The 24,891-nt window shown below is 63.4% G+C and carries 22 protein-coding genes and 1 pseudogene; 12 read left to right on the top strand and 11 right to left on the bottom strand.

What is annotated here, in order from left to right; genetic code table 11:
- Positions 1-58: 58 nt before the first annotated feature.
- Positions 59-832, top strand: coding sequence for a fumarate/nitrate reduction transcriptional regulator Fnr (gene fnr, locus WT97_RS04540; protein WP_060352981.1), 774 nt, complete (start codon positions 59-61; stop codon positions 830-832).
- 25 nt (positions 833-857) lie between these two features.
- Here the strand turns inward: fnr and WT97_RS04535 are convergent, their stop codons facing one another.
- The gene (locus WT97_RS04535) at positions 858-1,847 is read right to left on the bottom strand and encodes a zinc-dependent alcohol dehydrogenase family protein (protein ID WP_060352980.1); all 990 of its coding nucleotides are present in this window, start codon (positions 1,845-1,847) and stop codon (positions 858-860) included.
- A gap of 178 nt (positions 1,848-2,025) precedes the next feature.
- Here WT97_RS04535 and WT97_RS04530 point away from each other — a divergent pair, with 178 nt between their 5' ends.
- The 5 genes from WT97_RS04530 (at position 2,026) to WT97_RS04510 (ending at position 6,732) form a co-directional block, all read left to right on the top strand.
- Positions 2,026-3,033 carry a nitroreductase family protein gene (locus WT97_RS04530; protein ID WP_060352979.1) on the top strand — a complete coding sequence of 336 codons (1,008 nt, stop codon included), beginning with the start codon at positions 2,026-2,028 and terminating at the stop codon, positions 3,031-3,033.
- A gap of 19 nt (positions 3,034-3,052) precedes the next feature.
- Positions 3,053-3,388 (top strand): c-type cytochrome, encoded by a 336-nt coding sequence (locus WT97_RS04525; RefSeq protein WP_060352978.1) that lies wholly within the window; start codon positions 3,053-3,055, stop codon positions 3,386-3,388.
- 31 nt (positions 3,389-3,419) lie between these two features.
- Complete coding sequence (locus WT97_RS04520) at positions 3,420-4,436, top strand: LOG family protein (RefSeq protein WP_060352977.1); 1,017 nt, start codon at positions 3,420-3,422, stop codon at positions 4,434-4,436.
- Between the two features lie 172 nt (positions 4,437-4,608).
- Positions 4,609-4,809: a hypothetical protein gene (locus WT97_RS04515; RefSeq protein ID WP_373558475.1), complete on the top strand. Its 201-nt coding sequence runs from the start codon at positions 4,609-4,611 to the stop codon at positions 4,807-4,809.
- Between the two features lie 165 nt (positions 4,810-4,974).
- Positions 4,975-6,732: a SulP family inorganic anion transporter gene (locus tag WT97_RS04510; RefSeq protein WP_060352975.1), complete on the top strand. Its 1,758-nt coding sequence runs from the start codon at positions 4,975-4,977 to the stop codon at positions 6,730-6,732.
- Between the two features lie 92 nt (positions 6,733-6,824).
- Here WT97_RS04510 and WT97_RS04505 read toward each other — a convergent pair whose 3' ends face one another.
- Both WT97_RS04505 and WT97_RS04500 read right to left on the bottom strand, forming a co-directional pair.
- Positions 6,825-7,064 (bottom strand): hypothetical protein, encoded by a 240-nt coding sequence (locus WT97_RS04505; RefSeq protein ID WP_060352974.1) that lies wholly within the window; start codon positions 7,062-7,064, stop codon positions 6,825-6,827.
- A 36-nt stretch (positions 7,065-7,100) separates the two neighbouring features.
- Entirely contained in the window at positions 7,101-7,751 is a 651-nt protein-coding gene (locus tag WT97_RS04500) for a BON domain-containing protein (protein ID WP_060353076.1), read from the bottom strand.
- A gap of 245 nt (positions 7,752-7,996) precedes the next feature.
- On the opposite strand from WT97_RS04500, the gene WT97_RS04495 reads away from it, so the two are divergent.
- Positions 7,997-8,647, top strand: coding sequence for a nitroreductase family protein (locus WT97_RS04495; protein ID WP_257128463.1), 651 nt, complete (start codon positions 7,997-7,999; stop codon positions 8,645-8,647).
- Between the two features lie 96 nt (positions 8,648-8,743).
- Here WT97_RS04495 and WT97_RS04490 read toward each other — a convergent pair whose 3' ends face one another.
- From WT97_RS04490 to WT97_RS34835, 4 genes are all read right to left on the bottom strand, one after another.
- The gene (locus WT97_RS04490; RefSeq protein ID WP_060352973.1) at positions 8,744-9,178 is read right to left on the bottom strand and encodes an Hsp20/alpha crystallin family protein; all 435 of its coding nucleotides are present in this window, start codon (positions 9,176-9,178) and stop codon (positions 8,744-8,746) included.
- A 175-nt stretch (positions 9,179-9,353) separates the two neighbouring features.
- Positions 9,354-9,629 carry a DUF1488 domain-containing protein gene (locus WT97_RS04485; RefSeq protein ID WP_060353075.1) on the bottom strand — a complete coding sequence of 92 codons (276 nt, stop codon included), beginning with the start codon at positions 9,627-9,629 and terminating at the stop codon, positions 9,354-9,356.
- Between the two features lie 106 nt (positions 9,630-9,735).
- The gene (locus WT97_RS04480; protein WP_060352972.1) at positions 9,736-10,206 is read right to left on the bottom strand and encodes a universal stress protein; all 471 of its coding nucleotides are present in this window, start codon (positions 10,204-10,206) and stop codon (positions 9,736-9,738) included.
- Positions 10,207-10,417: 211 nt separating this feature from the next.
- Entirely contained in the window at positions 10,418-10,672 is a 255-nt protein-coding gene (locus WT97_RS34835; protein ID WP_257128454.1) for a hypothetical protein, read from the bottom strand.
- Positions 10,673-11,648: 976 nt separating this feature from the next.
- On the opposite strand from WT97_RS34835, the gene WT97_RS32185 reads away from it, so the two are divergent.
- The 5 genes and pseudogenes from WT97_RS32185 to WT97_RS04450 all read left to right on the top strand — a co-directional run bounded on the left by WT97_RS32185 (position 11,649) and on the right by WT97_RS04450 (position 17,210).
- On the top strand, positions 11,649-11,984 hold the full coding sequence (locus WT97_RS32185) for a transposase (protein WP_306639694.1): 336 nt from the start codon (positions 11,649-11,651) through the stop codon (positions 11,982-11,984).
- Positions 11,985-12,129: 145 nt separating this feature from the next.
- Entirely contained in the window at positions 12,130-12,480 is a 351-nt protein-coding gene (tnpB, locus tag WT97_RS04465) for an IS66 family insertion sequence element accessory protein TnpB (RefSeq protein ID WP_060352969.1), read from the top strand.
- A gap of 31 nt (positions 12,481-12,511) precedes the next feature.
- Positions 12,512-14,090: pseudogene (locus WT97_RS04460) on the top strand (IS66 family transposase).
- On the top strand, positions 14,059-14,505 hold the full coding sequence (locus tag WT97_RS04455; RefSeq protein WP_257128453.1) for a GNAT family N-acetyltransferase: 447 nt from the start codon (positions 14,059-14,061) through the stop codon (positions 14,503-14,505). Before WT97_RS04460 ends, WT97_RS04455 begins: the two are co-directional and overlap by 32 nt.
- A gap of 224 nt (positions 14,506-14,729) precedes the next feature.
- Positions 14,730-17,210, top strand: a complete 2,481-nt coding sequence (locus tag WT97_RS04450; protein ID WP_060352968.1) for an ATP-binding protein — start codon at positions 14,730-14,732, stop codon at positions 17,208-17,210.
- A gap of 88 nt (positions 17,211-17,298) precedes the next feature.
- Here the strand turns inward: WT97_RS04450 and WT97_RS04445 are convergent, their stop codons facing one another.
- The 4 genes from WT97_RS04445 to WT97_RS04435 all read right to left on the bottom strand — a co-directional run bounded on the left by WT97_RS04445 (position 17,299) and on the right by WT97_RS04435 (position 24,797).
- A complete protein-coding gene (locus tag WT97_RS04445; protein WP_179949747.1) occupies positions 17,299-19,680 on the bottom strand; it encodes an ATP-binding protein in 2,382 nt (793 codons plus the stop codon).
- Between the two features lie 249 nt (positions 19,681-19,929).
- A complete protein-coding gene (locus WT97_RS04440; RefSeq protein ID WP_306639655.1) occupies positions 19,930-20,607 on the bottom strand; it encodes a response regulator transcription factor in 678 nt (225 codons plus the stop codon).
- Positions 20,608-21,143: 536 nt separating this feature from the next.
- On the bottom strand, positions 21,144-22,148 hold the full coding sequence (locus WT97_RS32180; RefSeq protein ID WP_082751332.1) for a fimbrial protein: 1,005 nt from the start codon (positions 22,146-22,148) through the stop codon (positions 21,144-21,146).
- A gap of 90 nt (positions 22,149-22,238) precedes the next feature.
- Complete coding sequence (locus WT97_RS04435) at positions 22,239-24,797, bottom strand: fimbria/pilus outer membrane usher protein (RefSeq protein ID WP_060352966.1); 2,559 nt, start codon at positions 24,795-24,797, stop codon at positions 22,239-22,241.
- Positions 24,798-24,891 lie beyond the last annotated feature (94 nt).

The raw sequence follows: 24,891 nt of genomic DNA, 5'->3' as shown, positions 1-24,891 counted from the left end.
ACGGCCGGCGCGATCCCACCCGACGGCGAATCGCCGCTGCCCCGAACTGGAGCCGATCATGCAGAGCAGTGCCGAAGTCTCGACGACCATGCCGTTACGTCCGTTCATCCCGCTGCATCCCGTCGAACCGGCGGACCAGCCCAAGCGCGCCGCGTCCCGCTGTTCGACGTGTGCGTTGCGTACCGTCTGCATGCCGCCCGATCTTTCGCCCGACGATTTCGTCCGCGTTGACGCGATGATCTGCACGACGCGCCACGTCAAGCGCGGTGAAACGCTGTTTCGTTCGGGCGATGCGTTCAACAGCATCTATGCGGTGAGAACCGGCTCGTTTAAGACGATCGTCATGCACCGCGACGGCGACGAGCAGATCACCGGCTTCCAGATCGTCGGCGAGTCGCTCGGGCTCGATGGCGTGCACACCGGGCGCCACAACGGCGACGCGATCGCGCTCGAAGACAGCACGGTCTGCATCATTCCGTTCGGCCAGCTCGAGCAGATGTGCCGCGAAGTGCGGCCGATGCAGCATCACGTCTATCAGATGATGAGCGGCGAGATCGTGCGCGAATCCTCGCAGATGCTGCTGCTCGGCACGATGAGCGCCGAACAGCGCGTGGCCGCGTTCCTGCTGAATCTTTCCGCGCGCTTCAAGGCGCGCGGCTACTCGGCCGCGGAATTCGTGCTGCGGATGACGCGCGACGAGATCGGCGAATATCTCGGGATGAAGCTCGAAACGGTCAGCCGCATGCTGTCGAAGTTTCAGCACAAAGGGCTCGTCGCGGCCCAAGGCAAGCAGATCCGGATCGTCGATTCGGACGGCCTGCGGCAAATCTGACCGCGCCGCGGCGGCGTCGAGCGGATCAGTCGTGCATACCGAGCACGGCAGCGCCTGACACGCGCCCGCCGCGCAAGTCGTCGAGTGCGCGGTTCGCGTCCGTCAGCGCGTAGCGTACCGTCTCGACCCGCAGCGGCGTCGCGGCGGCGATCCGCATGAATGCGGCCGCATCCGCACGCGTCAGGTTGGCCACCGACGCGATGCGGCGCTCGCCCCACAGCCACGCGTACGGAAAGCCGGGGATGTCGCTCATGTGAATGCCGCCGCACACGACGATCCCGCCTTTGTCGAGTGCCCGCAGCGCGGCCGGCACCAGCGCCCCCGCCGGCGCGAAAATCAGCGCGGCATCGAGCCGCTCCGGCGGCGCTTCGTCGCTGCCGCCGGCCCATGCCGCGCCCAGCGACAGCGCCAGTTGCTGCGCCACGGTGTCGCCGGGCTTCGTCAGCGCGAACACCTTGCGTCCTTCACCCCGCGCGACCTGCGCGACCAGATGCGCCGCTGCACCGAAGCCGTAGAGGCCGATACGGCGCGCATCGCCCGCCATGCGCAAGGTTCGATGACCGATCAGGCCGGCGCACAGCAGCGGCGCGGCCTCCAGATCGGAATAGCGCCGCGGCAGATGCACGCAGTACCGGTGGTCGGCGACCGCGCACTCGGCATAGCCGCCGTCGATCGTATAGCCCGTGAAACCCGGGCTGTCGCACAGGTTTTCGCGGCCGGATGTGCAATACGCGCAATGCCCGCATGTCGAGCCCAGCCACGGGACGCCTACCCGGTCGCCGACGGCAAAGCCCGTCACGCCTTCGCCCAGCCCGCGCACGGTGCCGACGATCTCGTGCCCCGGAATCAGCGGCAGCTTCGGGTGCGCGAGTTCGCCGTCGACCACGTGGAGATCGGTGCGGCATACGCCGCACGCGTGCACGTCGATCAGGAGCTGACCCGCCGCGGGCGACGGGTCAGGCACGCGCGTTTCGCGCAAACGCGGCGTCGTGCCGTCAAACGTCATCGCAAGCATGTTCCCCCTCCCCGCGCGAACCTCTTCGCGCGCTTCGCTTTCACAGGCTAGTCGCCGCCCGTCGCGCGTGCACCGTCCGGTGACGGACGCTTGACGTGGGTCAACGGCCGCCGGTCGGTTGCTGACACGATGAAGTGGCGTGAGTGACGCCGCCGGCGCGGCGACCTGGAGATGATCGATGATATCCGTTCCCCCGCTTGCCGCAAGCACGTGTCCCGACCGCGATCCGAGGTCGCTGGTGGGCTACGCGGTGCTGGCGCCGTCCAGCCACAATTCCCAGCCGTGGCGCTTCCTGGTCGACGGCAACACGATCTCGTTGTGCGCGGACCGCGTGCGCGCGTTGCCCGTGGTCGATCCGTTCGATCGCGAGTTGATCATCAGTTGCGGGGCGGCGTTGCTCAATCTGCGCGTCGCGCTCGATCACGCCGGGTTCGCCCATACGATCAGCACGTTTCCTTCCGAAGTCGACCCCGATCTGCTGGCGCAGGTCCGGATCTGCGACGACGGCTATTCTGACGCCGCCCTCGGCACACTGTTCGATGCGATTCCGGCGCGCGTCACGACACGCGCGCCGTTCGAATCGAGCCCGGTTCCGGAAGCGATCCAGCAAGCGTTGATCGAGGCCGGCATCGCGGAAGGCGCCGACGTCGCGTGCGTCGACTCGATTGCACACCGTGCGCGCGTCGCCGAGCTGGTCGCCGAAGCCGACCGTCGGCAGTTCGCGGACCCGCGCTTCCGGCGCGAACTCGCAAGCTGGATCGATCCGCGCCGGCACGTCGACGGCATGCCGGCATTCGCGGCCGGCGTGCCGACGCTGCTGGACTTCGCCGCGCCCGTCGTGACGATGGCGGTACGGACCTTCGATCTCGGCAACGGGCTGGCCGCGCTGCATCACCAGCTCGTCGGCGCATCGCCGTTGATCGTGTGCATCGCGACCGTGCGCGACGATCGCGAAGCATGGCTCGCCGCCGGCCAGGCGCTGGAGCGGATCCTGCTCGTCGCGACGCGCGCTGGCTATACCGCGTCGTACCTGAACCAGCCGGTCGAGACGGCCGGGTTGCGCGCCCACTTGCGCCACATGCTCGGCCTGCGCGGCGAGCCGCAGTTGCTGCTGCGCGTCGGGCGCGGGCCGCATACGCCGCATTCGCCGCGCCGCCCGCTCGACGAAGTGCTCTCCTTCTCCTGATCTCGACGAGGAAACGAACATGAGCATCATGCGTTGCGCGGTTCTCTGCGTGATCGCCGCGACGGCCGGCACGGCCGCCGCACGGACGGCCGTGCCCGAGCCGACCGAACTCGTGGACGCGCAGCACTGCATGTTCTGCCACACGCCCGACCTGACGTTCCTCGGCCCGTCATTCCGCGAGATCGCCGAGCGCTACCGCGACGATCCGCATGCGGCCGCGTATCTGGAACGTAAGCTGCGCGTCGGCGGCGGTGCGCACTGGGGCGACACGCCGATGCCGTCCGCCCTCGATCGCGGCGGACCGCTGTCCGTCGACGACGCGCATCGGCTCGTGCAATGGGTGTTGAGCCAGTGACCGCCGCGCGCCCCCTCCGCTCACGTCGACCATGATCGAGCACGCGCCCGCGGGCTCGGCGCGGCGCAACGCGCGCCACCGTCCCGCATCCGTTGCGACGATCGCGAAGCCGCGCGGCAAACGCTCGCGCACCAGGCTCGATGCCGTCGTCGGCGACGTCGGCAGCCAGCCCGTCTCGCGTCCGACGCGTACGGCGAAACGCCCGAACTGCGCGCGGATCGACGACGACGCGACCTTTTTGCGGCGCTCCGGCATGCGCGGCATCCGGCTGCAGCTCGACTACTGGAAAGCCGAGGAGCGCCTGCAGAACGAGCGCATCGGCCATGCGGTCGTGATCTATGGCAGCACGCGCATCGTTGCGCCGTCGGTCGCGAACGCGCGGCTCGACGAAGCGAACCGCCTGCTCGCGCAGCGTCCGCACGACGCGAGCCGGCGGCGCGCCGTGACGATCGCTAGCCGGCTCGTCGAACACAGCGGCTATTACCGCGTCGCGCGCGAGTTCGGGCGTCTCGTCGCCCATGCCGACCGATGCACGCGCACCGCGCGGCTCGCCATCGTCACCGGCGGCGGCCCCGGCATCATGGAGGCCGCCAATCGCGGCGCCTACGAGCGCGGTGCGCCGAGCATCGGCTTCAATATCGAGCTGCCGCGGGAGCAGGCGCCGAATCCGTACATCACGCCCGATCTCTGCTTCCGGTTTCACTATTTCGCGATCCGCAAGCTGCACCTGCTCGAGCGCGCGAAGGCCGCCGTATTCTTCCCCGGCGGCTACGGCACCTTCGACGAACTGTTCGAAGTGCTGACGCTGCTGCAGACGCGCAAGATCGCGCCGCTGCCCGTCATCCTCGTCGGCGAGGCGTACTGGCGCCGCGCGGTCGACCTGGCGTTTCTCGCGGACGAAGGGATGATCGACCGCCGCGACCTGGCGCTGTTCACGTATTGCGAATCCGCCGGCGAGATCTGGCACGCGATCGGAAGCTGGTATGCCCGGCGGCGGGAACGCGCGCCGGCCCGCTGCGATGCGTCCTCGAAGCCACGCGCGGTGTAGGAATCCGCCGACGAAACGAGCGCGATTCCTACCGCGACTTCGGGGCAGGCTGATTGAAGCGGCGACACGCGACACCGATACTGAAACCAGGGATACCGGCTGCACGGAGTCCGATCGCAAGACAACCAGGAGAGATGTCATGTCATACGTCGACTATCGTTCCGATCCGGGGATGCGGGCCGCCACCTTCGACACGGCCGGCACGGCATCGCTCGACACGGTGGCGCTCGTCGCACTCGCGCGCGACGCCGGCATGCTCGTCACGCTTGACGGGCAGATCGGGTGCGAGCGCTACGAAAGCGTGACGGGATCCATCGCGACACTGGCCCGCTTCGCACAGGCGCTGCAGCTCGCGGGGCTCAAGGCGGCGTGATGTCCGGCGTCCCGGCGCGCCGTGCCGCGACGTCCGTCGCCGTCCGAATGGCCCGGTCGTCGCACCGTCTTGCGCGCCCGTTCGAGGGGAGCTGTGTCTCGACGAACGCGTGCCTGCCGATGCGAGCCAGCCCGTTCGCGCAGACGCGTGCCCAATGAAGCCGCGATGAACCGCCCGTTATCCGGACGCATCGCCAGCGTGCTGCCGGGCGTGGCGCTGCTCGCGAACTACCGCCGCGCGTGGCTCTCGCGCGATCTGTATGCGGGAATCGCGCTGTCCGCCGTACTGGTGCCGGTCGGCATGAGTTACGCGCAGGCGGCCGGGCTGCCCGCCGTCACGGGGCTCCATGCGTCGGTCGCGGCGTTGCTTGCCTATGCGTTGCTCGGCCCGAGCCGGATTCTCGTCCTCGGTCCGGATTCCGCGCTGGCTGCGCTGATCGCCGGCGCGATCGCCCCGCTCGCCGGCCATGACCCGTCACGCGCGATCGCGCTTGCCGGCGCGCTGGCGCTGTCGGCGGGAACGATCTGCATCCTGCTCGGTGTGCTCGGCCTCGGCTTCGTCACCGATCTGCTGTCGCGCCCGATCCAGTATGGTTACCTGAACGGCATCGCCATCGCGCTCGCGCTCGGGCGGCTGCCCGAACTATTGGGCATGCCGATATCGGGCGGCGACGTGTTATCCAGCGTGCCGCGTATCGCGCAGGCGCTCGTCGGCGGCCGCTTTTCGGTCGCGGCCGGTCTGCTCGGCGTCGCCGTGCTGGCGGCCATCGTCCTGCTCAAACAAGTGGCGCCGCGCTGGCCCGGCGTATTGATCGCCGTGCTGGCGGCGACGATCGCCGCCCGTCTGCCGCCGTTGCACGGGATCGCGACGGTCGGCACGCTGCCGGTCGGCCTGCCCGCCCCGCGTCTTCCGGCCGTCTCGCTTTCCGACCTGAGCGCGCTTGCGTCCGGCGCGGTCGCCGTGGCGCTGGTGTCGTTCGCCGACATCAGCATGCTGTCGCGTGCGCTGTCCGCACGGACGGGCGATCCGCCGGAGCGCAACCAGGAACTGATCGCGCTCGGCGCGGCCAATCTGCTGGCCGGCATGACGCAGGGGTGCGCGGTCAGCAGCAGCGCGTCGCGCACGCCGGTCGCGATCGCCGCCGGCGCCCAAAGCCAGATCACGAACCTCGTCGCGGCTGCATGCATCGCAATACTGCTCGTTGCCGCGCCGGCCCTGCTGACCTTCGTCCCTTGCACGGCGCTGGCCGCGGTCGTGATCTACGCGGCGTTCGGCATCGCCGACGTGCGCAGCGTCGTGCGGCTGTACCGCATGCGCCGCGGCGAATGCCTGGTTTCGATGCTGTGCTTCGCCGGCGTGATCGGCATGGGCGTCGTGCCCGGCATCCTGCTCGCCAGCGCGCTGTCGCTGCTGTCGTTCGTGTGGCGGGCCTGGCATCCGTACGACGCGGTGCTGGGCCGCCTGACGGGCGTGCGCGGCTACCACGACATCGCGCGGCATCCGGGCGCGGCGCAAACGCCCGGACTCGCGCTGTTCCGCTGGGATGCGCCGCTCTTCTATGCGAACGTCGAAATCTTCTGCGAACATCTGCACGCCGCGATCGCACGATCGGCGAAGCCGGTCACGCGCGTCGTGGTCGCGGCCGAGCCCATCACCGACATCGACGTGAGCGCTGCGGATCGGCTCGTGGCGCTGCACGCAGAACTCGCGGAACGCGGCATCGCAATGAATTTCGCCGAGATGAAGGGGCCGGTGAAGGATCGCCTGCGCGCCTACGGCCTGTTCGACGTGTTCGGCGCAGCCAGCTTCTTTCCGACCGTGACCGATGCGGTTGCCCGTCACGTTCGGCGGCCGAGCCGACAGACGCGTCCGTGCAAAAGAAAGCGTGCGGCGCGCCGGCGCGTTTCGCACAAGACGCGATAGACGAGCGACGCGCAAATCGATACGGCCGCCGCCGCATTGCGCGACGGGATCGACGCCGTCGTCGACGCGCCCCGCCGTCGGCATACGCCGGTTCAGACCGTAAAGGTGTTCGACTTCTTCATCTCGATCCACGTCATCCCGACGCGCAACCCGTCGATCGCGGCCTCGCGCTCGCTCGCATGGATGCGGCTGTGCGCGAACGTCCGCTCGCATGCGCCGTCGGGCGATTCCAGCGCGACGTGGATCCGGCAACGAAAGCCGCCTGCTTCGGCCGGGACCGTCTCGATCGCGACCGACCAGTCCGCTTCGTGCACCTCACCCGACAAGGTCATCCGACCGCCCTCCCGGACTGCCGCATCCCGGCGGATTCACTCGACCACCAGGTCGTCGACGACGGCACGCACGCCTCGCGCCGACCACGCGGCGCCGCGCACGGCCTTGCGCTCGGAAAACGAGCCGACCTTGCCGGACAGCCGCACGGTGCCGTCGTGTACGTCGATCGCGATGTGCTTCGCTTCGCGCTCCGCGTGGCGCATGATCGCGCGCTTGATGTTGCCGCCGATGTCGTCCACGCCGACTGCCCCCTGCACCGCGATGTGGTCGGTCACGCCCGTCACGCTGCGCATCTGCGAGATCGCGCGCACGGCCAGGTGGCTCTGGTATGCCCAGTCGACCTTGCCGGACAACGTGATCCAGCCGCGCTCGACCTGGACCTTGACCGCGTCGTCATGCAGCCCGACCGTCCAGTGCAGCACGGAACGGACCGCCTTCGCGATGTCCTCGTCGGTACGCACGTCGTCGTCCGGCAGATGCACGGTCATGTCGACGACGAGCGCCTTGACCCCGTCCACGCGGTTCGCCGCGCGCTCGATCGCGAGCTTTTTCGCATAGCTGGGCGGGTGCCCCGAAAGCGTCACGATCCGGTCGGCCACCTCGACACCGATGCGTGTCGCGTCGATCGACGGGTCGGACTCCAGTTCATCCTCGACGTCCTGCTTCAACTGCTTGTCGGTTTTCATCGTCTGCTCTCCTGTGAGCCACGGCATGCCCGTGCGCCGCATACGGCCAGATTTGCACAAGCGCGTGCCCGGGTCGCTGATGCATGTCAACGGATGCCCAGCGTCACGCCGCGCGGCCGGCCGACGCGTCGCTTGACGGAAGTCAACTAGGCGCGGTGCGACCGTCTTATCGTGAGATCGCCGATGCGCGACTTTCCAGGCCCGCGCAGTCACGCTTCAAGGAGACTCGAATGACCGAACCGTAACTGTTGGCCTATTCGCCGGCGCCCGCGGCGCAGCCTGCACCGCCCCGCGGCGAGTCGCCGGAAGCCATCGACCTGTCGCGCCCGATGTTCGACAACGACGTGCCGCTGATGGCAGCGCTCGCGACCCGCATGAGTTCCCGGGAATTCGCCACCACGCCGATGCCGCCCGCGACGCTCGGCACGATGCTGTGGGCGGCGGACGGCATCAACCGTCCCGCGAGCGGCGGCCGTACGGTACCGTCCGCGCATGCGTTCAACGAAATCGACGTCTACGTCGCGCTGCCGGCCGGTGTCTATCGATACGATGCACCCGCACACCGGCTCGTGCTGAAGCACGCGGTCGACGCGCGCAACCTGACGGGCTACCAGGACTTCGTCGGCCGGGCGCCGCTGGATCTCGTCTATGTCGTGCAAACGTCCGCGATACTCGACATGCCGCCGCGACAACGTGACATGTTCTCGGCGATCGCGGCCGGCGCGATCGCGCAGAACGTTTCGCTGTACTGCGCGGCGGCCGGCATCGGCACCGTCGTGCGCGGCTGGATCGACCACCGCCTGCTCGCGGACGCGCTGCGGTTGAACGAGGACGAATTGCCGATCCTCGCGCAGACGGTCGGCTATCGAACCGGCGGCACGCCGTCGCATGCATGAGCGCCCCGCGGCCGCATCAATGAAAACGGCGCGCGGATCGCTCCGCGCGCCGGCTTCTCGCGGCGGACAATGCGCGCCTGCACCGCCCGCCGACGATCAGCTGATCGCGAGCTTCTTCTGCCCGACCGGCGCCTTCTTCGGTAGTGTCAGCGACAGCACGCCATCCTGATACGTCGCCGTCGCGTTCGCGTCGTCGATCTCGCCCGACAACGAGAACGAACGGCTGAACGCACCGCTGTAGCGTTCGCGCCGGATCACGCGTTCACCGTCCTTCTGTTCGTTGTTGCGCTCGATCTTCGCGTTGATCGATACGGTATTGCCCGTCACCTGGACGTCGATATCGTCCTTGGCGAAGCCGGGCAGTTCCGCGTTGACCGTGTATGCGTTGTCGTTTTCGGTGACGTCGATCTTCATCGATGCAAGATCCGGCTCGTCGGCCAGCGTCATCCCGCGCAGTGGCATGAACAGGCCCTGGAACAGGTCGGAAACGGGTTCGATCGAGAACGGATCGTAATGCGTCATGTTGTTCATGGTTCATACTCCTCATGCAGATGACAAGCAGTCGGCGCTTTCGTCCCGACAGCATCGACCGCGATGAAAACCGGGCGCGACACCGGGTGCCGCGCAAGGGACGAATGATCTTGCGAATTCCAGCGTACGCGCCCGTCTCGGCATGCGCTTGATGCGCGTCAAAGGCGGCGGCCGATCACGTACAGAACCGGAAGTACCCGCTGTGAATCAGGACCGGCCGCCCGCCCATTTCCTCGAGCAAGCAACGCGCCGCACGTTCGATGACGGGACGATGGCGCACAAACGCGTCGACAAGATCCTGCTCGCGAGGTGACACCGCGCGGAAGTGGTCCTCCAGCGCGGCCGCGGTGATCGCGCACTGCACGCGATGTCCGTCGACGAGCGCAAAAAAGCGCAGCGCGGGGTCGACGCCGCAATACGTCGGCGGTTCGGAAGGAAACGATATCTGCATGATGGGATAGTCCATTGGCTGTGGACGAAGGCACGCTCGGCACGTTGGCCGTGTCGTTCGGCCCGCACGTTCGGCTCCACCGCCGAGCTTCGTGCCGTGACGGCAATCAGGCCGCCACGGCGGCGGGTGTGGGGCCTTCGTCGCGCACGAGCAGAACCGGGCAACGGGATTCGCGCAGGAAGCGTTCGGCGACACTGCCGAGGAGCATCCGCCGAATGCCGCGACGTCCGTGTGTGCCGATCACGGCCAGATCGATCGAACGATCGTCGACGTATCGCTGCAGCCGCTCCACGACATCCTGCCCGATATCCGTCTCGACAATTTCCGTCTCGCCGTTCACCCCGGCATGCGAGATCGCCCGGTCAGCGCTTCGCAGGATCGTCTTGCCATAGTGACGGATTTCGTCGAGCAGCGCGGCCGGCTCCATACGCCCGCCGTAAGCAAACAGAATGGATTTATCGACGACGAAAACCGCGAACAGCCGTGCGCCGCACGATCCGGCCATTTTCAGTCCTTCGTCGAGCGCCTTTTTTGATGAAGGGCTACCGTCTACTGCGACCATGATGTTCGTATACATGCGGACCTCGCTGGATAACCCGACGCGTTGGCGGCGTTCGAATGTGTTTCCATCATCATCGCTGGCCGGACGCGCTCGTTGACCGAGGTCAACGGTTTGAAATCGGCGGAATGCCGACAACGGACGGGACCGAGGTCCGCAGCGGCGAGCGCATCGACGTGTTCGGTCGTGTCCCAGCGCGACGCAAGCCTTGACGCGACGCGCAACATGTTCAACGCTCACTCGGCAGCGATGGGATATGCGGCGAAGGCGGCTGACGCACGTACGACAGGAAGCCGCTCTGTATCCCGAGAATTTTCTTCGCGCACGTATCGTATTGCCAACCCGGCCCGCCATCGCTGTCGTACATGCCCTCGCACATCGGCTTGAGCCGGATCACGTAGCCGCCACCGTCCGATACCGTGCGAGAGGCCCACAGATAGACTTCTCCGGCCACATACGGTTGTGCGGTTTCGATCCGATCCATGCCTGATCGGATGACTCGGGTAGGCGAGTGATTTTCGATGTAGCGCTGTGTGCGGTTCCACTCGCCATCGCATTCCGATCGAGTCGAACACCGCAGTGATGCCACCTGACGCCCCTCGAGCAGTTGCGTCTCCGTCGACCTGAAAGTCGCAGCCCGCTGCGACCCGGCACATGCGCCGAGTGCGAGCAGTACACCAGCCATCAACATCCGTCGTTTCATCGCAAGTGCCTCGCGCAGCCGTGATTTTCCGCTCGTGATGGAACGACATGATTGGGCTTGATGTAGGGCACGGCCGCGCCGCGACGAACATGCCGCGTCCGGCGCACAATCACGCGTCATGGTGTGCGAGCGCTGGAACCGAATGTATTGCCGCTCCGGATGACACGATTGACCTGTGTCAATCATGCTTCGGTGCGGCGATCGATCGCGCGCGGAGGCCGGGGCCCATGCGCCTGGGCAGAAAGCCGCACACGCGGCATCATCTTCATTGACCGGTATCAACGCCAACGAATCGCGCGTGATAAACTCTCTAAGGCAAGCATCGAAAACGCCGCTCGTGGCCAAGGCAGACTGAACCGGCCACCCCGACTCTCATCGACGGCAGAGTTTTGATAAGCGCACCCCAAACTCTCCCCGCGTTGCGTGGTAGCGCAGTGACTACCGTCACCATCTCTAGCCCCATGATCGCGGTACGTTTTCCGCCGACACGCAGAAAGTGGCGCGTTGCCAGCAACATTACCGAAACCGAGAAATGTCAGTGCACGTCCGGTCGATACATCCGCCTCCGAAGACGCCATTCGCTTCGTTGGAGGCGAGCAGACGCTAACCCATTGTTTTGGCGGGTAACTATCTTGGACCACGAGACAACGCCTTCCCAGGTGTAAAGGCGTCTAACCGTAAGCGCTCAATAAATTACGCCCTGCCATAGATGTCGTGAATATGGGAAAAGGTGTCCACCTACTATTGGTGGACACTTATGGCAGAGAAAAACTCAGAGTTAGGAGTAGTGGGGCTGACGCGGGATGGTCGTCGCCGGTACGATGAGGGCGCGAAGCGCGCGCTGGGCGAGCGAGCGTTGAGTCCGCGCGTATCGGTAGCGCGACTGGCGCAAGAGCATGGGGGCAACGCCAACCTATTGCGCAAGTGGATTACAAAGCATCTGATGCAGCGCGAAGCTCCGGCAGTGGTTCCGCAGGAAGTGCGTACGATCGATATGATCGAAGGCGTGTCGATAGACATGCCAGCGCGTAATCGGTGGTGCCGCCCGAGCCGGCGTTCATTCCAGTCGTGGCCGCATCAAAGACGCCGGTGACTATGAGCATATCGAACGAATCTCGGCCTGCTACGACGATGGCAGTTGCGCTCCATGTGCGCTTGCCCAATGGAATCGAATTCGATCTCGGCGAAGCGAGTGCCGATGAGTTGGCCACGGTGATCCAGATGCTCGGGAGGCTGCCGTGTTCCGATTCGACGAAGGGCTGAAGGTCTACCTGCATCGCGATCCGGTCGACTTCCGCATCGGCATCAACGCGCTGTCGATCCTGGTCGAACAGGCGATGCGCCTGAACCCCATGACCTCAGCGCTGTTCGTCTTCGGCAACCGCCGTCGCGATCGCATCAAGATTCTCGGCTGGGGCGGCAACGGCTTCTGGTTGCTGCTCAAGCGACTCGAAGCCTACCGCTTCGTCTGGCCGACCGGAGGCGACACGATTACGCCCAGCGTTGAGCAGTTGCATTGGCTGCTCGACGGAATCGACCTGGCCGTGATCCAGAAGCATCCCCAGCGATATTACTCGCGGATGAGCTGAACACGACGAGGACCACATGGTCTAATCGGCCATGCCGAACAATCCCGTCATGTTGAGCGCCGAGCATTACGAGGCGCTGATTGCCGCGAGCACCGAACGCGATGCACTGCGCGGTGAGCTTCGGCTCGTGACGGCTCAGCGCGATCTGGCCGAAGAGAAACTGCGGGCCTACAAGCACGAACTGTTCGGCGCCTCGAGTGAGGCGCGCCATGCCGATCAGCTCGGCCTGTTCAACGAAGCCGAGGCGTTGGCGATGACTACCGACGCGCCTGCGCGCGAGGACGTGCCCGGCACGTTGGTCGCCGCCCACACGCGAGGCAAGCGCGGTCGCAAACCACTCGATCCGAACCTGCCGCGCGAGTTCGTGCGGCATGAGTTACCAGAGTCCGAACGATTCTGCACGCACGACGGCCATGCCCTTGTGGAGATCGGTGTCGTGACGAGCGAGCAGCTCGACGTGATTCCCGAGCAGGTGCGCGTCGTTCAGCACCAACGGGTCAAGTACGCGTGCCCGTGCTGCGACCTCGGCATCAAGGTCACGCCAGCCCCGGCGCGCATCATTCCACGCGGGCTGCTCACCGAATCCGCGCTGGCGTGGATCATCACCGGCAAGTACCAATACGGCATGCCGTTATATCGTCAGGCCACGCTGCTGCGTCGCTTCGGCGGAGACATCTCGTCGAATACGCTAGCCGCCAGCGTGGTGCGTGTAGGTCTGGCCACGCAGCCGGTGATCAACCTGATGCACGACGCGCTGCTCGAATCGGATCTTATCTACGGTGACGAGACAGCGTTCCAGGTACTGAAAGAACCGGGACGAAGGCCGCAGGCAAAAAGCTATCTCTGGGCGCAGGTCAACGGTTCGGGCCGCCTGTGCGGATGTTCTCGTACTCGCCGGGACGCGTTTCCCAACATGCGCAGAAGCTCTATGCCGGCGTGCAGCCTGGCACAGTGCTGATGACGGATGGATATGAACTCTACAATGGCATCGCCCACGATCACCAACTCGTGCATCTCGGGTGCTGGGCACACGTGCGCCGTGGCTTCATCAAGGCCGAGGAGTCGGTGCCGAAGGCCGCACGCTCTGCGGATCTGCTAGCCACGCGCTTCGTCGTGCTGATTGGCAAGCTGTCGCGGCCGAGGCGCGCAGCGCAAAGTGGAAGCCCGAACGTCGGCGGCGACTGCGCGCCCGGTACAGCATCCGCGTGCTTGCCATCATCGAGCGCATGCTGGTCGAGCATTTGCCCACCGTCATGCCATCGAGTCTGCTCGGCAAGGCATTGCAGTACATGAGCGGACAGTGGCACAAGCTGGTTCGGTACGTCGAGAACGGCAACTGGCCGATCTCGAACAACCTGTGCGAGAACGCGATCCGGCCGTTCGTCGTCGGACGCAAGGGCTGGCTGTTCTCCGATACTGTCGCTGGCGCGCAGGCTAGTGCTAACCTGTACTCCCTCGTCGAAACGTGCAAGGCGAACGGCATCGATCCGTATCGCTATCTGGTCTCGCTGTTTAGGGCATTACCGGAAGCCGCGACTCTCAGCGACTACGAAGGTCTTTTACCTTGGAGGACTGTACGTGCTGAAGTCATCGGACATTATCATCCGTGAAGCGCGATCATCGGATCACGCAGCAATCGCGCTCTTGCTGCAGCAACTCGGCTACCAGACAACTCCGGCGATAACCCTCGAGAAGATTGAAGCGATGCGTCCGAGCCCGATGGACAAAATCATTGTTGCATCCATGCGAGAACAAGTCATCGGGAGAATCAGCCTTCACGCCCTACCGTTGTTCCACGTGGCGGGCAGTCTCGGACGCATAACTAGCATGGTCGTCGACGAGCGATATCGGGGAAACAGAGTTGGTAGCACGCTGATTGACGCTGCAGAACACTGGTTTAGGCAGGTCGGATGTGTAAAGTTGGAAGTGACGAGCGGAGACCACCGACAGGCTGCTCACCACTTCTACGAGCGCCATGGTTTCCTGAGGGACGGCCAGCGCCTCTCCAAGAAGCCCCATTCATAGGAGTGGTGTCATTACCTGACCGCTTACGGATAACGGATAAACGACGTGCTGAGCAACGTCAGCGGATGCTGGAACATACTCGTCCTATGGCGCAGAATGCTTGGACGCGACGGATACCCTCACCACAGAGGCGCACAATGCAGGTTGGCCAATGTCACTGCACCCGACCAGGCAGCGACTGGCTTTACTTCAACCCGATAACATTGTGATATAGAGCGCCGAACATGAAGAGTTGGATCCGCCCCGTCCCGCTAGTCTTCGCGACGATGCTGTCGTTGCCCGGGCCCGGATGGGCGAGCAATGCGCCAAAGTTTACGACCGAGGAAACGGCATGGATCTCCGCACATCCGGTGGTACGTACGTGCGTCAACTCACAGTGGCGCCCATTTGAATTTGTCGAGAACGGAAAAATCGCCGGCCTGGTACCAGCATATCTGGAGGCTGTTTCAAGGATTAGCGGATTACGCTTCGAGTTCGTCGACGGCGCATGCTGGAACAATTCGATCAATGCGCTAACGTCCGGCAAGATCGACATGTCGCCCGACTGGCCCAAAAACGAGGACTTGGAGCTTTACCGCAAGGGCGTTATCACGAGCAGGCCGTATTTCGTCGGCACGGTCGCCGTCGTGACGACCGACCGCGAGTATCTTTTTGTCGACTTTCAAAGGCTCGCCGGCAAGCGGGTCGCAATCAAAGGTGGAGGCGCGCTCGAATACGGGGTCCGTCAAAGCAAGGTGCCGGTGAACCTGCTGACCTTCCCGGATGAACGCGAAGCGTTGGAAGCAGTTGCAGATGGCAATGCGGACGCTGCGCTCGGTACAGACGCGACCATCCTTCCGCCGTTGCACCGACAGTTCAAGGGTAAGCTATTCCTTTCGGGAAGTCTGTGGGATCGCCCGTATGCGTTGACGCTGGCAACGCGCGATGACGAGGCCGTACTGGCTTCGATTCTCGACAAGTCCCTGACAGCGATCCCGGCATCGGACACCGAAGCCATCCGCCATCGATGGCTCGAAATGGCGGACTACGGCGAACCGACATTGGCGTCGATCCTCCATTACCGTCGACGACAGGTCGCAGTCGTCGGCAGTGCCCTGATCGCATTCGCGCTGCTGGCGTACGTGTCGTGGCGCTCACGCGTGAGTGCCATCCGCAGCGAGCGCGACAAGGCGATGTTTCTTGCGTTCATTAGTCACGAGATCCGCACACCGATGCATACGATCCTGTCGTCGCTCGAGCTACTGCAGCGCTCGGCGCTGACCGGACAACAGGCGAACCGTGCGGATGCGGCGATCTCGGCCTCCGAAACGCTGCTGACCCTGCTCGACGACGTACTCGAATATTCGCGCCTCGAATCGCGCAATGTCACACTCGCGCCGAAGCCGACAACGATCGGGCCGTGGGCGAATCAAACCATCGAGATGGTACGCTGGCGGTCGAATGAAAAGAAGCTGACGCTGACGCTCGATCTCGCGTGCTCGCCGCAACTCGAGGTGTATTTCGACCCGATGCGGGTGCGGCAAATCGCGCTCAATCTGCTGGTCAACGCGATCAAGTTCACGTCGACCGGGACGGTTCTGCTGCGCGTCGATTACCTCGCCCGAAAATCCGGCCGTTCGGGTACGCTCGTGCTCGAAGTTCGCGACACCGGCATTGGCATTCCGCCCGATCGCCAGCGGCACATCTTCGAACCGTACCAGCGCGTCGAAAACCCGGGACACCGCGGTGCAAGCGGCAGCGGACTGGGCCTGTCCATTTGCCGCGAATTGGTCGACCTGATGAAAGGCGCGATTACGGTCAGCAGCAACCCCGGCATCGGAACCGTCTTTACCGTCATGCTGCCTGTGCGTCCGCCGCAGCAGCAGCCGTCGCGCCCCTCCGCCCAAGCGCCCCACCCAGCTCCCGTCGACCGCTCTACCCCGAAACGCTCACCCGATAGTGCTAGAGTCGCAGTGTCGCCGGCCACGAACGGCGGCCCGATGATCCTGGTCGTCGACGATCACGAAGCCGTACAGCACGCGATCCAGCATCAGCTCGACGCGCTGGCCTGCCGGTCGACGATCGCAGGCACCGGCGAAGCGGCGCTAGAACAATTCGGGCGAATGCCGTTTGACATGGTGCTGCTCGACTGCAATCTACCCGGCATCGACGGATATACGGTCGCGCAACAGATGCGCGACATCGAGCGGCAACGGCACGGCAAGCGCACGCCAATCATCGCCATCTCGGCTGCGACGGACGATGCGCATCGGGAACGCTGCCTCGACAGCGGCATGGACGGCGTGCTCGGCAAGCCGCTGCGACTCGCGGTATTGCGACAGGTGATCGAACTCTGGTGCGCATCCTATGAATCCGATGTGCCCGGCACTTTGCCAGTGGAAGCCGATGCGCCGCGCGCGGGTTTCAGCACCGTCTTCCGGCAGAGCGTCGACGGCGATCTGGAGATGCTTGCGCGCGCATTGCAAAGCCGCGATATCGATCTGGCCCGTCACGCGGCTCACCGCATCAAGGGCGCTGCCGCAGTCGCAGGCAAAACTGCCATGTACGATCTGGCTGCCGACCTGGAGCACCGGCTCCGGGAATCGGCCGACGGCATTGCGGTCGATGTCGACGGGCAATTTGCCGAGTTGCAGCGAATGCATCTTGCCGACACTGTGATTCACGGCGGTGGCGACGCAAGCGGTTCGGTCGGCACAAAATCATGAATCGCCTTTGGTCGCAAACAGCGGTGCGACGGTGTGCCACGCCGTTGACCCGCCGGCTGCCGGCGATCGGCGACAACGTGCGCGCTCCCTAGAGCACGTCGGGGTGTTCGCGCAGTTGCGACTCGATGCGTTCGGCCAACTCGGCCACGCGCGACGCCCCGGCGGTACGCGACGCGCCCTTGATCCGATGAGCCGCGCGCAAGGCGCCGGCAATATCGCCTGACTGCATTGCGTTGAAGAGTGCCTCGAAGTCCTGCACCACCGTCCGGGCGTAGAGTCCCTGCTGATCGCTTGAGTCGCCGAGAAGAAATGCTGTCGGCTCGTCCGGCACGATGTCCTGATAGGCCGGGCACCACATCGCGAGAAGTTGCCGTAACGCAGACAGCCTTAGCGGCTTGCCAAGTACGCCGTCCATGCCGCTGTCGAAGCAGCGCATTTTGTGTTCGTCACCCGACAAAGCTGAAATGGCAATGATCGGAACGCGTGGCGTTTTCCTCGTCGCCTCGTTCAGCCGGATCGTTCGGGCCAGCGCATAGCCGTCGGCGTCAGGCAAGTTGCAATCGAGCAGCACCATGTCGAAGCGAGTGCGAGCCAATTGCTGCAATGCGGCCATTCCGGTCTGTGCCATGACAGTCCGGCAACCAATCTCTTCGCACTGTCGGCAGATTGAATGCTGCACGCCCTCATGATCGTCGATGACCAGAATCAGCGGCTTGCCACCGCATTCGCATGCGCCATCGGCATTTTTCGACGAAACGGCGGTGTCCGAAGCGAGCGGCGGCGCAGGTGCCGCAGTCAATGCGATCGCCGTCGAAACCGGCAGTCGGACCGTTATCGTCGTCTCCACGTGCGGCGTGCTTTCGACCGCGATCGTCCCGTGCATCAGCTCGACGAGCTGGCGGCAGATCGCAAGCCCCAATCCACTGCCTTGTGCGCCGTGTTGCTGTAATCGCTCGGCCTGCGAGTACGCGTCAAACATATGCTCGCGATATTCCGGGGAAATACCGACACCGGTATCGCGCACTTCAAGCACCAGGATGCCGTGCGGCGCTTGCGGGCCGGGCTCGTAGTCGACGCGCAGGGCAACCGAACCGGCCGGCGTGAACTTGATCGCATTGACGAGCAGATTGAGCGCAATCTGACGAAGCCGCACCGGATCGATCACGACCTGCATCGCCGGTGGACAGGCGGCGTCCAGCACCAGTGCGACTTGCTTCTCGTCCGCACGCCAGCGCACCATGCCCAAGGTATCCCGGGCCCATGCATCGAGCGTGACCGGCTGCGGCTCGAGCGTGACTTTTCGCGAATCGAGACGCGAGAATTCGAGCACGTCGTCCAATAACGTCAATAGCGTTTCCGAGGCCGCAACCGCCTCATCCGCCCGGATTGCCTGTTGCCCGGTCAGCGCCGAGCATTGCAGCAACTCGAGCGACGACAGGATCGTCTGCATCGGTGTGCGGATCTCATGGCTGACGAACGCGAGAAACATGGCCTTGTCACGCTCGCTGCGAACGGCTGCGGTACGGGATTTCCACGACAGGTAGGCGAGCGTCGCAAAGGCGAGCAGCGCGAAGCCGACGGCGATTACCTGGGGCGCACGGTAATGCAGGATCGAGCGAATGGTCGGCTTGCCGTAGTCGGCCAACTCGACCCAGTTCCGGGTCATTTCCGCCGTCTCGCTGACGGGAATGGCGGCAAGCGACTTGCTGATGATCGATGCGAGAATCGGCATGTCGGTGCGCGTAATCATCGCCAGCGAAACAGGACGATCGGCGAGCATGCCCGACATGAAGAGCTGACCGAGGTAGCGGCTGCGAACGATCGGCAGCATCGTGACGTCGACGCCGAGCGCGGCGTCCGCTTCGCCTCTGGCGACGGCAGCCAGCGCGAGTTCCTCGCTGTCGAACGTCTGCACGTCGAGGTTCACGCCGCTGTGACGCGTGAAGTATTCGACCGCGCCGCGCCCCTTGATCGCGACGCGCTTGCCCTCGAGACGCTGCAAGCTGAAGATCATCGTCGAATCGCTGCGCGTCACCGCGGTCAGTCGACCGACCAGATACGGCATGCTGACGAGCGCACCGTCGCCGAGGCGGTCGTGCACCAGTTCGCGCCATACGCCGGGCAGCAGATCGACGTGGCCGGCTTTGAGCGCCTCGTAGGCTTGCCCCCACTGCGTGCCGGGCACCGTTTGAAACGTGAGACCGCTGATCCGGGAAATCGCATCCAGATACCCGGCGACCAGGCCCGCGTGCTTACCGCCGCGGAGGTATTCGATAGGGTGCCAGTTGGCTTCCACTGCAATGTGAACGACCGGATGCGTTTTGATCCATTGCAATTCTTCGTCGGTGAACGCCGGCTTCGTGCTCTCGGTCGCGGCTGAAGCAGAGAGTGATGCGACGAGCATGGCCACGAGCAGCGCGCAACAAAACCAGCGCCAGACGGCGCCGTTGGTGGAAAGCCGGGTTTTCATAGAGGCCAGTGCAATTCATCGGTCGTATAGCGGGAGCGATGAATTTAATCGTCGAATGGCCTATTTCGCACTTTACGGCGCAAATTCCAGACGCAGCCTATAAGACATTTCTTATAGGCCAGAAAAACGGAATATGTCTGTCGAGTCCAAAGATAGCCCGACGCCACTTTGGCACAGTAGTTCGATTGATCGGTGGGGATGTGAACGGCGCGGACCCGCTGTCGTGGAACCCAGGGACCCTATCGGCGTTCAGCTTTCCTCGAGCATCTTGCGGGACGCGAACAGCTCGGCGTCGCTTCGAATGCCGAGCTTGCGACACGCCGACTGTTTTTGCGCGCTGATGGTCTTGGGGCTGCGCGAGAATTTCAACGCGATGTCGGCAATGGTCATGCCCGCCAGATAGCAGCGCAGGACTTCGTGTTCGCGCGGGCTGAGACGCAGGTTTGCCGACAATGCGGAATCGGGCGAGGTCGTGCTTTCGTCGACGACGGGCGACCGCTCGAGCGAGCTCGGATCGACGGTCGTGCTCGACAGCATTTTCCGGGACAATTCGGCGCTGATATACGGACGGCCATTTGCAACCACGTGAATCGCATGCGCAAGCTCGCGGAGATTCTCGCTTTTGCCGAAAAATCCGAGCGCGCCGGCGCGCATCGTCATGTTGACGGTTGCGGGCGTATCGCTGCTCGAGGTCATCAGGATCTTGCAATCCGGAAAACGCGTGGCGATCAATTTGATCAGATTCAGGCCGTCGATCTCGTCGGGGCCTAACGTGTAGTCGAGCAGCACGACGTCTACCGAATTGGACTCGAGCCAGCGAATCAGGTCGCGCGATTTTGCGAAGCTCGCCGCAACCTCGATGCCGGTCTGCTCCGTCAGGTAGCTGGCGATCCCAAGCTGAACGACGGCATGGTCGTCCAGGATCACAACCCGGATCGGTTGATGCTCTGGCCTCATTGCAACCCCCTTGTCTTACGATTATTTCGGTCTAAGGGGATAATTTTAACTCTGTCGACTTGGCTCGGTTTGTATTTTCGCGAGGTCTGAAGCGCGCGCGGTCCGTCCAGTACGACGCCGATGCTTTGTCGGTGGCCGTGCCGAAGTCTGCACGGGCCGGTTCGACATCGGCAGGAGCCGGAAAAAAGAATTCGCGTCGTACGATGCGCCCAGAGACGGACATCGAGTTATTCGCGTCGCGCACGATGCACAAGGACAACTGGACGGGTGGCGGTCCGTGAATCGTTCCCACGCCGATGGGCCTACCATCGGATTTCGACAACGGTTCGCCAGGAGGCGTCGCTTTGGTACGGTCTAATCTCGATCCGAACACCATCGTACGGACGTTGCTTCAGTCAATTTCAGTCAATGCTTGTGTCGAGCGGGTCGCCATCTTCCGAAGCGCCGTATGGCCGCTTCCAAGAGATGTGTCATGCTCTGAGACTCGGAGCGTCTGCACACAACTGCTACTGGTATTCGATCTGCAGTGTGGCACCTGCCTCGAACCTGCCCAATTTCGGCTTGTCCGTCTGCCAGACAGCTTCTGCCACATACCGGTTGGTTTGAGATGTGGCGCTGGTCAAGTCCGCGAGTTCTTTTTTCTGATTAAACGGGAATATCTCGCCACTTCCTTGATTGCGAATTCTAATTCCAATTGAATCATTCCCCAACGGCATGATGAAATCGCCGCGAGTATAGCTATTTGCCACCAACGGTTTAAGTGTCGCGTTCACCTTGAACTTTCCCGGGCAAGACCGACTGGACGAGATTTCAAATGGGACTTGCCTTGCAATTTCATTGTTTACTGCGCGAAATGCCGAAACTTCATTGAAATCGATCGTATTCTTTGAAATTTTTACGTCAGCCGCGCAATCAATGCTTGTAATTCCAGGGTTGTTTACTGCTATGTGAACTGCCGCTGCGGTGCCTTCCGTTACGGCGCCATTGCCAGTCCGGGTCACCTTCAGTTGGACGGTTGGAAAAATCGAAGAATCCCACATTGGCCCGCTGGGCACATCACCTGCACGCCTCACAATAATGATGGAAAATATAAATTTAAACGAAACCTTGTCCCCAACTTTTGGCCCGAGTATATACGGCGTTGGCCTCATGATTCTGTCAAAGGGGTATTTAACACCTTGAAATTCATATCCCGGCTCCAATCCTCTCACACCGAAACCATTCCCCACCAACGCTGCCTGTACCGGAACCGATTCTTCTCTGAATGCGGCTATTAGTCGTTCGCATGTCACATCGAAAACAACCTCGCTCGACTGCCATACTACCGCGCCCAAGGGCATGTTGCCCGCAGGAATGGCTTCCGGAGGATCACCCGAATAAACTTGATGCGGAGGGACCTCGCCTTTGGTTGGCGCTCCGGTTTTGTAGCAAACAGTTGCGACAGCGCTAAATGCCGGAGTGGAATACGCCGACCAAATCACCAAAAACAACAATAAAACCGCACGATTCATTTGCAATATCCTGGAATTTTAAACATTCTCCGCACACACATGTTTCACACGAAGCGAAATGACATGGAGTTTCTCGTCAGAGGCAAAAAACTACCGACACCGTACGCTCTGTCGCACGTAATACCGCCCGGCTTCCGCCTTCGGTAACGCATACGGCGCCTGGCAGTGCCCATCCTTCCACTTGACTGCCAGCGTTCCCTGCTCCCGATCGAGCAGCACGAGCGCGTTGCCGCCCGGATCGATAATGCCGAGCTGCTTCCCGGATTCCTCATCTTCCAGGCTGGCCCCGAACGGCACCGGCTGACCATCCGACTGCGCCACGTTGAACTGCACTCGCCGTCCGCCGTTCGCCTTGAACACCGCTTCGACCGCCGCGCCACGACGCGGCACCACCTGTTTCGCCGTATCGATCAATTCCACGTCTGCTCCGAGGTTCCGCGTGTCCGGACGCAGCGTATTCACGCGATAGGGCTGCGCGTAGGGCACCACCATGTAGCCGTTCCGGCCAATGCTCACGCCATCGTCGGTCCGCACGTCCGCCCCCTTCACGCCCTCGACCTTCATCAACGCAAAGGTATCGCCGAGCGTCCGGCTCAGATTGACGCCGCCGCGGTGCACGACCAGCGCGCCCGTCGCGCCGACGCTGGCCGACTGATAGCTGCGTGCGTAGTTGTAGCTGCCCGTCAACTGCCCGATGTCTGCGTTGTGCGTCAGGCTCGCACCGGCCGTCGCACCTTGCCCCTGATTCGTATAACCGGATTGCGCCGCGTACGACGTCCGCTCGTTGAAACTGCCGCTCACGCCCGCCCGCACGTTGGCCGCGCCGGAGCTGTCACGGCTGATGTTCGTATAGGCACGCGGCGAACGAACCTGCTTGCCGAGTGGAATCGACAGCGAGGCCATCACCTGCGTGTTCGAGCCCGAGTTGCCGTATCGGGTGTCGCGCGACTGCGTGAAGCTCAGGTTGTAGCTCAACTGCTTCCAGTTGTTCCCGTAGCCCATGCTGACACTTCGGCTCGACCCGGACTGGTTCCAGTACGTCTGCTGGCTGACGTTCAGATAAACGCTGCCGTATTTCCGCTCCGGACCGAGGTCCTGGCTCGTCGTCAGATCGACCCGCGAACGGCTGCGCGCGGCCCGAATGCCGCTTGCTCCGTTGACGTCGCTAACGTGGTCGCTGAACGTCCGGTAACCCTCGGTCGAATATCGATACGCTGCCAGCGTGAAGTTGGTGTTGGTGCTCGTGAAAGTCTTCGCATACAAGATGCGCACACTCTGGCCAGCGTTGCGTGCGCCCTGCGCGCGGCTGATCGACTGCGTGACGTCGAGCGACAGTGCGCCGATCGGCGTATTGGTGCCGACGCCCAGGTTGAACGCCTGGAAATCCTTGGAAACCTGAAAGCCGCCCGCGACCGTGCTGTTGTCGGTCAGGCCGTACACTACCGAGCCCGTCGCCAGCATGGGCGACGCATCCTCGCCGCCCTGATACTGTCCGGCCGAAAAGTTGTACTTCATCCGGCCTTTGCGCAGCATCAGCGGCAGGCTCGAGAAGGCCTGGCGCGTCACATGCTTGCTGCCGTCCGCCTCCGTCACCGTGATTTCCAGGTCGCCGTTGGACCCCGACGGGAAGATGTCGGTCAGTTCGAACGGACCAGGCGGAACGTTCGCGCGATACAGCACGTAGCTACTCTGACGCACTTCCACCACCGCGTTGCTGAACGCCTGTCCGCGAATCACCGGTGCATAGCCGCGCTCGCTGTCCGGCAGCATTGCGTCATCCGACCCGAGCTGCACGCCGCGAAAGCGCACGCTGTCGAACAACGTGGAATCCGAATATTGCTCGCCGATGGCGAGCTGCGACTTGAGCGACGTGATATCGCGTTCGACCAGCGTACGGTTGCTTTTGAATTGCGGCTTGCCGCCCGTGCCGCCACTGAACGTGGACTCATTGCGCAAACGCCATGGGCCGATGTTGACGCCGTTTTGAAGACCAAGGAAATAGGCGCGGCTGTCGCCCGCGAAGGCGCTGTGATTATAGTTGCCGGTGAACTGGTAGTTCACGTACCCGGCCGCGACGCCGGCATCCCACAGCGCTGGATCGACGTAACCACGTGCCGTGCGCGACAGGAATGCCTGCGGGATGCTGAGATCGAGCCGCAACCGGCCGGCGTCGAAGTCCACCGCAGCCTGGTCCATCGTATTCGGCACGTCGATACACGAAGTGTCGTTCACTTCGGGCACCGGTGTCAGCGCGTGCAAGTTGACGCCGAAATCCCGAAGCATTTGTGCAGTCAAGCACGGCTCGATTCGCCCCTTCGTTTCGTCGAGACGGAAATTGATATCGCGGCGCGTAACGAGATCGCCGTTGACCTGAACTTCGACTCGATAGGTGCCCGGAGGCACGCTGTTATCAGCTGTCAGAACCGACGACAGATCAGTCGGTCGGCCGCGATCGTGCAGGAAGTTCGTATTGAACGCCAGAGTCATCGGTGCGGCCTGAGCGACAACCGTATCCGCCGTTTCCGCGTGTGCCTTGTTGACGATAGCAAGGCATATCGCGAGATACAGCGGCGTCGCACGCGGAAACGCGGTGGACGGAATCGATCCGGCCACGCTGCACGGCGATGTTGTAAACGGTCGGTCTGGCATCGAGGTTAAACTCCGGCGGCGGTTGAGTCAGGCAAAATTTGCCAGCGCAGATAGGAATACGAAATGACTTTGGTCGAACGAAAAATGAAACCGG

Origin of the sequence: Burkholderia sp. MSMB1459WGS (assembly GCF_001534535.1) — a bacterium.
GTDB lineage: Bacteria > Pseudomonadota > Gammaproteobacteria > Burkholderiales > Burkholderiaceae > Burkholderia.
Note: the sequence above shows the minus strand (reverse complement) of the source record. Positions and strands in the feature narration are given on the sequence as shown.